Here is a 13188-nt window from a genome sequence, read left to right as displayed (position 1 = left end):
CGCTTTGCATGCCATATCGTTGTGAAACCGGAAAATCAGCGCTTGGAGAACTGCGGCGCGCGGCGGGCGGCCTTGAGGCCGTACTTCTTCCGCTCCTTCATGCGAGGGTCGCGGGTCAGGAACCCGGCCTTTTTCAGGATGGGGCGGTTGTCCTCGCTGGCCAGCAGCAGGGCGCGGGCGATGCCGTGGCGCAGGGCACCGGCCTGACCGGTGACGCCGCCGCCGGTGACAGTGGCCACAATGTCCATCTTGCCGGTGTTGCCGGTGGCCTCCAGGGGCTGGCGAACGACCATCTTCAGGGTTTCCAGGCCAAAGTAATCGTCAATGTCCCGGCCGTTGATGGTGATGCTCCCGGTGCCGCCCGGGAACAGGTGGACGCGGGCGACGGAGGACTTCCGGCGGCCGGTGCCGTACAGATAGGGCTTCTTAGACTGATACATACGCTTCCTCCTCCTTATTCGGCATCCAGGGCGATGGGCTTCTGGGCCTGCTGCTTGTGCTCCGCGCCGGCGTAGATGTGCAGACGCTTCAGAGAATCCTTGGCAACCGTGTTCTTGGGCATCATGCCCCGGACGGCCACCCGCATGGCGACCTCGGGCTTCTCCTGCATCAAGATGCGGTAGGGAGTCTCCTTCAGACCGCCCACCCAGCCGGAGTGGGTGCGGTAAATCTTCTGGGTGCCCTTCTTGCCGGTGAGGACGGCCTTGCCGGCGTTGATGATGATGACGTTGTCGCCGCAGTCGGCATGGGGAGTGTAGGTAGGCTTGGTCTTGCCGCGCAGCAGATCGGCAGCCCGGACGGCGGTCTTGCCCAGGGGCTTGCCGGCGGCGTCCAGGATGTACCACTTGCGCTCGATGTTGGCCTTATTCGCCATAAAAGTGGACATGGTCTTTCCTCCATCAGTATATTTTCCGTTTGGCTTAACAAATCAAGAGCTCCTTGCGGAGCAAGGTTATTTATACCATGCCTTTCCGCCGGTGTCAACAGAATTTTTAATTATTTCCGGTAATCCTCCGAAATTCTCTTGATATCTCGCAAAAACTCACAAATACTCAAAGTCAATTTCAAATTGCCGCTTTCCGCAGAAGACGAAAAAAGCCCCTTGCGCCAAAGGGGCTCACCGGAGCTCCCCCGGCGGAAGAGGCTTTTTATGATTTCCGAACGAAAAGCTCGGAAATCATCCATTTGATTAGATTCGTTTTTCTCGCCGGACGCAAGCGGCGGCAACCGAAATACACGGAAAATATTACCTCCTGCCGTTCAGTTTGGAAGAATATTATGTACCGCCTTATAAAACCCACTGCACCAGCAGCAGCAGCACAAATCCCGGCAGACCCAAAACGCCGATGACCAGGGCATTCCAGACGTTGACCCCGAGGGCCACCCCCGTGACCCCCGCGGTTACGTTCACCGCCCAGAGGGCGCAAAAGCCCAAGAGCGTGTTCACCAGCAGCTTCACTGCCAGCTTCAGCGGCGCGCTGAACACCCGCAGAAGGGCAATGAGGAAAAACCCCGCCAGCAGCGCGGCGATGATCTTTTGATTCAGGTCCATACCGCGTCGCCCTCCAGCCGCAGGGCGGCATAGCCCTCCGGACTCCGCTCCTTGATGGCCCGGATGAGGTAGTTGCAGCGGGCCTTCTCCGCCTTGATCTGGTAAATACAGGATTCCACCAGCTCCGGGTCCACCGCTTGGTCAAACTGCCGGTAGGCCAGCGACAGGTCCCCCTGGGCGCTTTGCAGCTCCGCCCGCAGAGCCAGCAGCTCCTGGTCCTGTCTGGTTTTTTTCAAGAAAGTGGTTTTCATAACGTTGTCCCTCCTGTATAATACTGTATGGCAAGTTTGGACAAATATGCCAGTTTTCATACGGGAGTGGATATTCCATGGAAGAAATTTTTATGAGGCAGGCCCTGACCCTGGCGGCCGAGGCCGCCGCCGCCGGGGAGGTCCCCGTGGGCTGCGTCATCGTCCGGGAGGGTCTTGTGGTGGGCCGGGGCCGGAACCGGCGGGAGCAGACCCAGTCCGCCGCCTCCCACGCCGAGATGGAGGCCATCGCCCAGGCCAACGAGACCCTGGGCTCCTGGCGGCTGGAGGACTGCGAACTCTATGTCACCCTGGAGCCCTGCCCCATGTGCGCCGGGGCCATCCTCAACGCCCGAATCCGCCGGGTCTGGTTCGGGGCCCGGGACCGGGCCTTTGGGGCCTGCGGCGGAGTGACCAACCTTTTTATGGAAGATTTTCCCACCTCCCCCGCCCTGGTGGGCGGGATTCTGGAGGCGGAGTGCCAGGCGGTGCTCTCCCAGTTTTTCCGGCGCCTGCGAGGGGGACAGGTTGACATAATTTAAGACTTTTGTAACAATTGGTGCTGGTTTCCTTAACAACTCTCCTGTATCTTAATACTTGCAAGAGACAAAACTTCTTTTCATCCAATCTTCCAAACCATAAGGAACCGGGCCAGCCTCACGGCTGGCCCGGTTCCGTTTTTCCATCCTCCCCGCCTCCGCCGGTTTCCGGGAGGTCCGTCAAAGTTTCCAGCAAATTTCATAAACTGTTCACCACTTTCCCAGCCTCTTCCTGTATATTATAGATACAGACATTTAACCCACCACGACCCAGGCGGGCTGCCCCGCCTTTGAGAAACGAGGCATGATCGTGAATATTGCGTATCTCTTGATCCCCAAACACCGCGTCGCCTTCCTTTACGACGACAACACGATGCGTCAGGGCTTGGAAAAACTCCGGCACCACGGCCTCAGCGCCGTTCCCGTCATCAACCGGAAGGGCCAGTACGTGGGCACCGTCAGCGAGGGAGACTTCCTCTGGCGGCTCATTCCCGACGAGGGCACCCCCTGCCCCTGCACCGTCAAGGACCTGGAGCGGCTCCACGTCCGGGACATTCTTCAGGAAAACCCCTCTGTCCGCATTACCGCTTCCCTGGACGAACTGCTGAACAACATCATCCGCCACAACTTTGTTCCCGTGGTAGACGATCTCAACAGTTTCATCGGCATTGTCACCCGCCGCTCCATCATCCGGTATCTGGCAAAGGAGAAAGAATCCGCGCCGTCCCTCCGAAAAATCGTATAAACAGGTTGCATGGAGCCGTCCTTTCCCGGGCGGCTCCTTATTTTTGCATAATTTTTTCATGGGTAGACCGGCTTTATTTGTGTAAATCGTCTCAGTTTGCAGGACGGCGGGAAAAAAACTTACAAAAAAGCGTCAGTCTGCAAGTCAAATCGCATCATCCTGCAAAAATTGTACAAAAACCGGAAAAACGCCCTTGAAAACTGGAGGATAGAATGGTATGATATTCATATGATTGCAGGAATTGCATTCAAACCCAGCAAAATTTTATCCTGATGAAAAGAGGAAGAACGATGAAAAAGAAATTCTCTCTGCTGATGGCCGTGCTTATGCTGGCCATGCTCCTCGCCGGCTGCGGCGGCAATAATGACGGCGGCTCCTCCACTGGAAGCGGCACGCCTGTGGACGGCTCCGCCGACTCCGGAAATTCCGGCGCCTCCACCGTCGCGGAGGACACCAACACCGTGGCCGTGGGCGCTGTGGTCATCGCCCGGGACGACGTGCCGGAGGACGACATCTACGCCTTCACCTCCGCCATCTTCGAGAATATCGAGACCATCACCGAGCAGCACGCCAAGGGCGGCGAGCTGGACCTGACCTTCGCCTCCTCCGTCACCTCCGTGCCCTATCACCCCGGCGCGGCCAAGTACTTTGCCGAGAAGGGCATTGAAGTCGCCTCCGTTAAGGAAGGCGCGGGCTCCGGCAGCTCCAAGGCCCTGACCTTCGGCACCGGCGGCGAGTCCGGCACCTACTACGCCTTCGGCGGCGTGCTCAGCAGCTATGTCTCCAACAACACCGGCGTCTCCGTCACCGCCATCACCTCCGGCGGCTCCAAGGAGAACATTGAGAATCTGGCCGCCGGCGACGTGCAGCTGGGCTTCGTCCAGTCCGACGTCATGAGCTACGCCTACAACGGCGAGCGCCTCTTTGACTCCAAGGTGGAGAACTTCTCCGTGGTGGCCTCTTTGTATATGGAGCAGGTCCAGATCGTCACCACCAATCCCGACATCAAGTCCGTGGCCGACCTGGCGGGCAAGTCCGTCTCCATCGGCGACCGGGGTTCCGGCGTGTGGTTCAATGCCGTGGACGTGCTGAGCGCCTATGACATCGACCCTGACACCGGCATCAGCCCCGTGTACCTGGGCTTCGCCGACAGCACCGAGAACCTGAAGGACAAGAAGATCGACGCGGCCTTCGTCGTGGCCGGCGCTCCCACCACCTCCATCGTGGACCTGGCCACCAGCGGCCCCGTGTATCTGGTCAGCCTGGACGAGGAGCATACCAACGCCCTGCTGGAGGTCTCCCCCTACTACAGCGCCTACACCATTCCCGCCGGGACCTATTGATCCCTTACGGCATCTCCGGCAAGGGCCGCCTGACGCGGCCCTTGCCGCATTGAAAGGGCAGCGCGCCGCCGCCCCTTCAATGCGGCAAGGACCCCCCTGTGTTTATTTTAATAAGGAGTACGAACTATGAGCGAGAAAGACAAGAAGCATCTCCCCGACGTGGACATTGGCACCCCGGCGGACATGAGCGAGGTCATGCGGAAGTACGACCGGGAATCCGCCACCCGCATCTGGGAGGGGAAGCCCAAGGTTGTGGTCAGCGTGGTCATGGCCCTCTTCTCCCTGTACTGCATCTGGTCCACCCTCCGCTGCACCTGGGATATGCCCATCCGGCTCAGCTCCTTCCTGGGGCTTATCATTGTCATGGGCTATCTGACCTACCCTGCCCGGAAGGACCATGTGAAACCCAACGCCATGCCCTGGTACGACGTTGTTCTGATGCTGCTGGGGGCGGGTTCCTTCTTCTATTACTGCGTCAATTACAAGTCCCTGGTCATGGTCATCACCAGCGCCGGAAAGATCAACCCCGCCAGTGAAACCGCCATTCCCAACGCGTGGTTCTACCTGGTCATCGGCATTGTGGCGATTTTGTGTCTGGCGGAGCTCTGCCGCCGGTGCGTGGGCCTGCCCATTCTCGGTGTTGTGGGGGTGCTGCTGGTGTACACCTTTGCCAGCGGGCAGAATCTGGCCCGGGTGATTTACACCCTGTTCTACGGCACCTCCGGCGTCATGGCCACGCCCATTCAGGTCTGCGCCAAGTTCATCGCCGTCTTTATCATCTTCGGCGCGTTCCTGGAGCGGACGGGCATCTCCAGCTTCTTCATCGACCTGGCCAACTCCCTGGCGGGCAGCACCTCCGGCGGCCCCGCCAAGGTGGCGGTCATCTCCTCCGCCCTGTGCGGCATGGTCTCCGGCTCCTCTGTGGGCAACACCGTCACCACTGGCTCTGTCACCATCCCCATGATGAAGCGCACCGGTTATCAGGGGGAGTTCGCCGCGGCGGTGGAGGCGGCGGCCTCCACCGGCGGACAGATCATGCCCCCCATCATGGGCGCGGCGGCGTTCCTCATGGCGGAGTACATGGACACAACTTATGCCAACGTGGCCCTGAAGGCCATTCTCCCCGCCCTGCTGTACTTCACCGGCATCTTTATGGCCGTCCATCTGGAGGCACGCCGCCTGAACCTCAAGGGCGTCCCCCGGGACCAGCTGCCCAAGCTCCGCCTGCTGGTCCGCAGCATCTATCTGCTGCTGCCTCTGGTGGTCCTGGTGTGGATGGTCTCCACCGGAACCCGGACCCTCCAGTTCTCCGCCTCCGTCGCCATTTTGCTGGCGATTCTGGTGAGCCTCCCCCATATGTTCACGGACAGCCGGAACCAGCATGACGAGGGCTTCGCCGCCCACTTTGTGAAGGACACCGCCTCCATGACCGTCAGCGCCCTGGAGTCCGGCGGCCGGAGCTGCATCACCGTGGCCGTGGCCTGCTCCATGGCGGGCATGGTGGCCGGGTGCATCACCGTGACGGGTCTTGCCTCCAAGCTCATCAACGGGGTCATCAACGTCAGCAGCCTGATCCCCTATCCGCCGGTCTCCATGTTCATCGCCCTGTTTTTGACCATGCTGTGCTGCATCGTGCTGGGCATGGGCGTGCCCACCACGGCCAACTACTGCATCATGGCCTCCACCTGCGCCCCCATTCTGATTCAGCTGGGCATTGGCAAGATTCCTGCCCACTTCTTTGTCTTCTATTTCGGCATCGTGGCGGACATCACGCCTCCCGTGGCCCTGGCGGCCTATGCCGGCAGCGCCATCGCCAAGTCCGACCCCATGAAGACCGGCGTCAACGCCACAAAACTGGCCATCGCCGCCTTCATCGTCCCCTATATCTTCGCCTACAGTCCCGCCATGCTCTTTGTGGACGTGACCAGCGCCTTCCAGGTGGTGCAGATCGTCATCAGCGCCCTGCTGGGCATCTTCGGCGTGGCCGCCGCGCTGAACGGGTATCTCTTCCGCCCCATTCCCAAGCTGCTGCGCCTTGCCCTGGCGGTGGGGGGTCTGGCCATGATGATTCCCGGCTCCGTCACGGATATGGTGGGTCTGGCCGCTCTGGCCGCCGTGCTGTTCTATCAGCGGTCCACGGCGAAAAACCGTCCCGCCAACGCCTGAGCCTCATTTCAAAACCGCCCCACTCGGGGCGGTTTTTTCCTGGAGGGAGCGCATGACGGAAAATCCGCCCTGTCCCGCTATATTTTTGTACATATTTTTCCGAAACCCTTCCAGCGCCTCAAACGTCTAAAGAAATAGGGAGCTGTGTTCTCATCTTCAGAAAATCTTAAGAATTCTGTAACCGTTTTGTTGTTGTTTTCCAAGGCAAACTGTTCTAGCATAGATGATACAGTTTTGATGCCAGCTCCCTGTATTCTGTACCCCGGCGGCAGCTCTGTCCTGGGAAACGCGCTTTCGGGACGGGCGCGGCCATTGGAATTCGATCAAACCGACGAAGGAGAAGTCATATGTCAGAAGTCATGGATCGCGAAAAGCAGACGGCCGAAGCCGTTCAGCCGGCTCCGGAAGCGGCTCCGGAAAAAACCTCCCTCCTGAAAAAGTGGAAGGGGATGCCCCGAAAGAAACGGCGGAAAATTGTCCGGTGGTTTCTCTTTCTTCTCATCCTCATCGCCGCCGGTCTGGGCGTCCGCCAGTTTTTAAGCGGCCAAAGCGGCGGGGACCAGACAGAGGTTCTCACCACCACGGTGCAGTACGGCTCCATCACCGCCACCGTGGACGGCAGCGGCCTCACCAAGGCCAAGGACAGCGAGACCATCACCATCGCCACCTCCGGCACCGTCAGCGAGGTCTTCGTCAACGAGGGCGACACCGTGGAACCCGGCACGCCCCTTTTTATCATCGACTCCGACGCCGCCCGCACCGCCGTGGACAAGGCCCGGCAGGACGTGCTGGGCCGGGAGAAGCAGCTCAACGCCCTCTTGAAGGACGTGGCGGGCCTCAACCTGGCGGCGGGCTATCCCGGCAAGCTGATGGAGGTGGTGGACCTGAATCCCGGCGACACCATCAGCAAGGGGCAGAAGGTGGCCGTCCTGGCGGACGACACCCGCCTCCGCCTCACGCAGTATTACAGTTATGCCTACGAGGGCCGCATCTTCCAGGGGCAGAGCGTGGATGTGTCCATCCCCGCCCTGATGAGCTCCATCCCCGGCACGGTGGAGGCCGTCCACATGGTCAGCCGCATCACTCCAGAGGGAACCAAGCTCTTCTCCGCCGATATCCTGGTGGAAAACGAGGGGGCCCTCAGCGCGGAGATGGCCGCCTCCGCCACCGTGTCGGTGGAGGGGGAGACCGTGTATCCCTATGAGCCCGGGAAGCTGGAGTACTACCGCACCGGCGACCTGACCTCCACCGTCAACGGCACCATCCTCTCCAGCAGCCTGGTGGACTATCTCCAGGTCACCGCCGGGCAGGTGCTGGTCCGGGTGGACGGCGAGGACAGCGAGGCCGAGATTTTCTCCGCCCAGCAGAGCCTGGAGGAGGCCCAGAAGGAGCTGGAGACCGCTGAGAAGAATCTGGCGAATTGCAATGCCGTGGCCTCCATCGCGGGCAAGGTCATCGGATTGACCATGAAGCCCGGCGACGAGATCGCCGCCAACACCTCCGTGGTCACCATCTCCGACACCTCCTCCCTCATTGTCAACGCCACCGTGGACGAGCGGAACGTCAGCGCCGTTCAGGCGGGGACCATGGTGAACCTGGACCAGTGGGGCACCCAGGCCATGGGTATGGTGGAGAGCGTCAGCCTCTCCAGCACCATCAACAACGGCGTGGCCACCTATCCCATGGTCATCTCCGTGGACAACGCGGAGGAGACCCTCCAGGTCAACAGCTACATCAACTACTCCCTCACCGCCAGCGAGAACGACAACTGCCTCATTCTGCCCCTCCAAGCGGTCCGCACCGTCTCCACCGAGGCGGGAGAGAGCCTGACCGTGGTCTACGTCGCCGGCGACAGGCCCGAAAACGCCGTGGAGGGCGTCATGATCGACGAGATGATTCCCGAGGGCTATTGGCCCGTGGCTGTGGAGATCGGCATCTCCGACAACTACAATGTGGAGATCAAGTCCGGCGTGGAGGAAGGCGCCGAGGTCTTCACCCAGGTCCAGATGTCCTCTTCCTGGGGTTTCTGATATGGCGAATTTAGTAGAGCTTCGAAACGTCTTCAAGATCTACGGCGAGGGTCTTGAAAGCGAGGTCCGGGCCCTGGATGGGGTCTCCCTCACCATTCAGCGGGGGGAATTCGTGGCGGTGGTGGGCCAGTCCGGCTCCGGCAAGTCCACAATGATGAACGTCCTGGGCTGCCTGGACATTCCCACAAGGGGGGACTATTTCCTGGACGGCACCGACGTCCGGGACCTGACGGACAAGGAACTTTCCCTCATCCGCAACAAGGAGATCGGCTTCATCTTCCAGCAGTACAACCTCATCCAGACCCTGACGGTGCTGGAGAACGTGGAGCTGCCCCTGATCTATCAGGGCATCGGGGCGGACGACCGCTACGACCTGGCTCTGGAGGCTCTGGAGCGGGTGGGCCTTTCCAAACGAGTCAAGCACAAGCCCACGGAGATGTCCGGCGGCCAGCAGCAGCGGGTGGCCATCGCCAGGGCCATCGCCACCAAGCCCCCCATCATCATGGCCGACGAGCCCACCGGCGCCCTGGACTCCCGGACGGGCCACGAGGTGCTGGAGTTCCTCCAGCAGCTGAACCGGGAGGGCACCACCGTCATCCTGATTACCCACGACAACGGCATCGCCGCCACGGCCCGCCGGGTGGTCCGCCTGACAGACGGCAAGATCGTGGAGGACAAGGAACAGGAGGTGGACTGGTTTTGAACGTTCGACAGGCAGTGAAAATGGCCTGGAAGTCCATCTGGGGCAAAAAGGGCCGGTCCGTTTTGACCATGCTGGGCATCATCATCGGCATCGCCTCCGTCATGACCATCGTCTCCGTCATCACCGGCTACGCCAGCAAGATGATGGAACAGTTCGAGGCCATGGGCACCAACCGCATCCAGGTCAGCGTCTACTGCTACGCGTACACCTCAGATGAGAACGGCAACATGGTTCCCATGGGAAAGGACTACTTCCCCGATATCTACGAGTACTGCAACGGCATGAAGGACCTGGTGGCCGGCGTGACGCCCCAGGCCTCCTTCAGCGCCAACATGGTCTACGGCACCAAAACCACCGCCAACATGGACTACCAGTGGGACGAGTCGGGCATGAACCTCATCAGCGCCCCGCCCCAGTTCTATTACGGCAGCGACCAATACGCCGCGTGCAGCAACCTGAAAATCGCCAGAGGCCGGGACCTGAGCTATCTGGACATTCAGAACTACAACCAGGTGGTGGTCCTGGGGGCCCAGGCCGCCAAGGTTTTCTTCGGCACGGCGGACCCCGTGGGAAAGACCGTGCAGCTGAACAACCAGAATTTTGAGGTCATCGGCGTCTACGCCTCCCGCATCAAGGAGGGCAGCACCTCCATGAGCACGCTGGACAACTTCGTCCTGGCCCCCTATACCGCCAAGCGCGTCCTGGGCGGGGACAACGGCGACAGCACCTTCATCGTCATCGCCAAGGACACCACGCGGATGGACGAGATCGTCACCCAGCTGGACGGGTTTTTAAAGGGCCTTTTGAACCGGAGCACCAACGACTATAGCATCCGCCCCGAAAACCAGAACATGGACTATGTCAACGAGACCCTGGGCCTCATCGGCGGCGTGCTGGCCGGCGTGGCCGCCATCTCGCTGATGGTGGGCGGCATCGGCATTATGAACATCATGCTGGTCACGGTGACGGAGCGCACAAGGGAGATCGGCATCCGCCGTGCCATCGGCGCCCAGCGAAGCAGCATCGTCACCCAGTTTCTCATTGAGGCGGCCATGCTCTGCGGTATCGGCGGCATCATCGGCATCGGCATCGGCACCTTGGGCTGCTTCGTCCTGGGGAACCTGCTCTTCCAGATGACCATTTATCCCTCCGCCATGGTGACGGCAGGGGCCTTCGGCCTCTCGGTGCTGCTGGGCGTCGTCTTCGGCAGCTATCCGGCGGTGAAGGCGTCCAATCTCCAGCCCGTGGAGGCTTTGCGGGCAGAATGAAGGAGGAAAACCATCCATGAAAAATCGCATCGTATCCCTGCTGCTTCTGGCGGCCATGGCAGCGTCGCTGCTGGTCCTGCCCGCCCAGGCCGCGCCCCCGCCCAACCGCTTTTACGACCTCAGCGACGGCGCCTCCACCATGGCGGTGGAGTCCCTGCGGCTGATGGGCGTGATGGACGGCTTTTCCGACGGCAACTTCCGTCCCTCCGCCCCCCTGACCCGGGCCCAGTTCTGCAAGATGGTGGTCTGTGCCCTGAACGCCGAAGACGAGCTGGGGCTTTACCGCACCGTCACCGTCTACCCGGACGTGAAGCCCTCCCACTGGGCCGCCGGGTACATCAACATGGCCGCCAAGGGAAAGAAGATCATCTCCGGCTTCTCCGACGGCAAGTTCTATCCGGACCGCACCGTCACCCTGGGGCAGGCGGCCACCATCCTCCTCCGGGTTCTGGGCTATCAGGACGAGAACATTGGCGGCGTCTGGCCGGACAGCTATCTCTCCTTCGCCGCCTCCATTGACCTGACCCGAGGCGTCGACACCTCCAACGGAAACGTTCCCCTGACCCGTCAGGACGCGGCCACCCTCTTCACCAATCTTCTCCGGGCGGACGTCCAGGGGGAGAAGTCGGCCAGCAATTTCCTCACCGCCGCCGGGCTGACGGTGAAGGAGGACATGGTCCTTGTGGCCTCCAACGCCAGGGGCCCCGACGGCAAGGAGACCGCCATGCTCTTCTCCGACGGGTCCATTTACCAGATGGCCGGAGACAAGGCGTCCAACGGCTCCCTCAACGGCTTCAAGGGCACGCTGGTGCTGGAGGGTCAGAAGGTCCGCACCTTCCTGCCCGACGCCCAGGGCGTCAGCCGCAGCGTCGTGGCCGCCAAGCTGGAGGCCAATCAGCTCACGGACCGCTCCGGCACCAAGTACGCCCTCACCGCCGACACCAAGGTGTACTACCAGGGCAAGGAGCAGACCTGGAGCGAGGCCCGGGTCTGGCTGAACCCCGGCGCGTCCCTGACGCTGTATCTGGGCGCGGCCGGCAATGTGGAGTATATCTTCGCGGGCGGCGGCGGCAGCGCCAGCGAGGCCATTGTCGTCTATGAGAAGGGCTCCTCCAAGGGACTGGAGTCTCTCACCGGCGGCGTGGGCGGCTACACGATCTATAAAAACGGCTCCAAGGCCAACGCCAAGGACCTCCAGGTCTACGACGTGGCCACCTACTCCAGCGCCACCAACACCATCCGGGTCTCGGACACCCGCCTCACCGGCTATTACGAGTCCTGCACCCCCAGTCCCACGGAGCCCACCAGCATCCGGATGCTGGGCCATGACTTCCCCGTCCTTACCACGGCCCAGGCCACCCTCTCCAAGTTCCGTCCCGGGGACCAGATCACCCTGCTGCTGACGGAGGACAATCAGGTCGCCGGCGCGGTGAAGGAGGGAACCAACGGCGCCAATGCCAACGCCATCGGCATCGCCACCTCCGTCTCCGGCACCAGCGTCACGGTGGAGCTTCTCTGCGGCATCGAGATCAAGGGCACCGTGGACCTGGGCCTGAGCGAATCCGACCAGCAGAACAAATACATTCCCACCATTCGCCAGGAGGAGCTGAACCGGATGGAGAACCGTCTGGTCCGTGTCACCTCCACCGGCCGGAATTCCATCGGCCTGGTCCGGCTGGGCGGCGGCGTGTCCGGAAACCTGGACCTGGAGAAGCGGCGGCTGGGCAACTCCAGTCTGGCGGAAAACGTCACCGTCTTCCGCTACACCGGCGAGGGGCTGGAATACCTGAGCCTGAACGACCTGGGGGCGGGTCCCATCTCCAACGGCGAGATCAGCTACGCCCACCTCAACTGGGCCGGCAGGGTGGACATCATCGTCCTGGGCGGCGTGAACAACGGGTCGGTCTTCTATGGCCGCACGGCTGTCCTGGCGGACTACCACGCGGAAACCGATTCCTATACCTACCGTCTGGCCGTCCGCCGGAACGACGGCACCAGCGTTGGTCCCTTCAACGACCGCTATAACATCCCCAGCGGCACCTATGTGGCGGCCGTGGTCGCCAACGACGGCACCGGCTTCTCCAGTCTCCAGCGGCTGACCGCTCTGGAGGATGTGCCCAACACCGCCTGGAGCGGGCAGGGCGCCGTCACGGTGGATGGCAGAACCTACTCCATCGCCTCCGACGTCATGTGCTATAACCGGGATATCAGCGGCTGGATTACCGCTGCGGAGGGCCGGAGCGCCCTGGATATCGCCCACGCCTATGCCCAGAAGTGCGATATGTACGCCAGCAGCGACGGCGTCATCCGCGCCATCGAAGTGGGCGGAGATTTCCGCTGAACCCCTGTTCCCTCTCTTTCCCCGCGCGCCTGGTCCATTCCGGATTCAGGCGCGCGGGGTTTTTCCGGCCCGTTCTCCGGATTCTTGAAATTGCGTCTGGCGCTTTTCCAAAAATGTGATATGATAGAGAGGATACAGCGGACACGCGAAACCGGACCGAACCCTCCCCCGGATTTGATTCAGGACGTCCGGCGGTGAAGCGGTCAATACAAGGGCCCCGGCGGTATTTGTCCAGGGCCGGGAAAGGAAGGCA

12 protein-coding genes are annotated in these 13188 nt (G+C 61.4%); 8 read left to right on the top strand and 4 right to left on the bottom strand.

All coding sequences use genetic code 11. The features are described from left to right. Positions 1-35 precede the first annotated feature (35 nt). The 4 genes from rpsI to QZ329_RS01590 all read right to left on the bottom strand — a co-directional run bounded on the left by rpsI (position 36) and on the right by QZ329_RS01590 (position 1803). Positions 36-440 carry a 30S ribosomal protein S9 gene (rpsI, locus tag QZ329_RS01605; RefSeq protein ID WP_293280468.1) on the bottom strand — a complete coding sequence of 135 codons (405 nt, stop codon included), beginning with the start codon at positions 438-440 and terminating at the stop codon, positions 36-38. Positions 441-454: 14 nt separating this feature from the next. After that, the gene (gene rplM, locus QZ329_RS01600; protein WP_295747600.1) at positions 455-886 is read right to left on the bottom strand and encodes a 50S ribosomal protein L13; all 432 of its coding nucleotides are present in this window, start codon (positions 884-886) and stop codon (positions 455-457) included. A 402-nt stretch (positions 887-1288) separates the two neighbouring features. Then, positions 1289-1552, bottom strand: coding sequence for a pro-sigmaK processing inhibitor BofA family protein (locus QZ329_RS01595; RefSeq protein WP_295747598.1), 264 nt, complete (start codon positions 1550-1552; stop codon positions 1289-1291). Continuing rightward, entirely contained in the window at positions 1543-1803 is a 261-nt protein-coding gene (locus QZ329_RS01590) for a DUF2508 family protein (RefSeq protein ID WP_295747596.1), read from the bottom strand. The genes QZ329_RS01595 and QZ329_RS01590 overlap by 10 nt, the downstream gene beginning before the upstream one ends. 77 nt (positions 1804-1880) lie before the next feature. On the opposite strand from QZ329_RS01590, the gene QZ329_RS01585 reads away from it, so the two are divergent. The 8 genes from QZ329_RS01585 to QZ329_RS01550 all read left to right on the top strand — a co-directional run bounded on the left by QZ329_RS01585 (position 1881) and on the right by QZ329_RS01550 (position 12935). Next, positions 1881-2342: a nucleoside deaminase gene (locus QZ329_RS01585; protein WP_295747594.1), complete on the top strand. Its 462-nt coding sequence runs from the start codon at positions 1881-1883 to the stop codon at positions 2340-2342. Positions 2343-2649: 307 nt separating this feature from the next. Then, entirely contained in the window at positions 2650-3084 is a 435-nt protein-coding gene (locus tag QZ329_RS01580; RefSeq protein ID WP_295747591.1) for a CBS domain-containing protein, read from the top strand. Between the two features lie 290 nt (positions 3085-3374). Then, positions 3375-4427, top strand: coding sequence for a TAXI family TRAP transporter solute-binding subunit (locus QZ329_RS01575; RefSeq protein ID WP_295747589.1), 1053 nt, complete (start codon positions 3375-3377; stop codon positions 4425-4427). Between the two features lie 126 nt (positions 4428-4553). Continuing rightward, positions 4554-6593, top strand: coding sequence for a TRAP transporter permease (locus QZ329_RS01570; protein ID WP_295747587.1), 2040 nt, complete (start codon positions 4554-4556; stop codon positions 6591-6593). A 347-nt stretch (positions 6594-6940) separates the two neighbouring features. Then, positions 6941-8623: an HlyD family efflux transporter periplasmic adaptor subunit gene (locus QZ329_RS01565; RefSeq protein WP_295747585.1), complete on the top strand. Its 1683-nt coding sequence runs from the start codon at positions 6941-6943 to the stop codon at positions 8621-8623. A gap of 1 nt (position 8624) precedes the next feature. Then, entirely contained in the window at positions 8625-9326 is a 702-nt protein-coding gene (locus tag QZ329_RS01560) for an ABC transporter ATP-binding protein (protein ID WP_295747583.1), read from the top strand. After that, positions 9323-10594, top strand: coding sequence for an ABC transporter permease (locus QZ329_RS01555; RefSeq protein WP_295747581.1), 1272 nt, complete (start codon positions 9323-9325; stop codon positions 10592-10594). Before QZ329_RS01560 ends, QZ329_RS01555 begins: the two co-directional genes overlap by 4 nt. Before the next feature lie 16 nt (positions 10595-10610). Next, a complete protein-coding gene (locus tag QZ329_RS01550) occupies positions 10611-12935 on the top strand; it encodes an S-layer homology domain-containing protein (protein ID WP_295747579.1) in 2325 nt (774 codons plus the stop codon). The last annotated feature ends 253 nt before the right edge of the window (positions 12936-13188 follow it).

Source organism: uncultured Oscillibacter sp. (genome assembly GCF_910579365.1).
GTDB lineage: Bacteria > Bacillota > Clostridia > Oscillospirales > Oscillospiraceae > Oscillibacter.
Note: the sequence above shows the minus strand (reverse complement) of the source record. Positions and strands in the feature narration are given on the sequence as shown.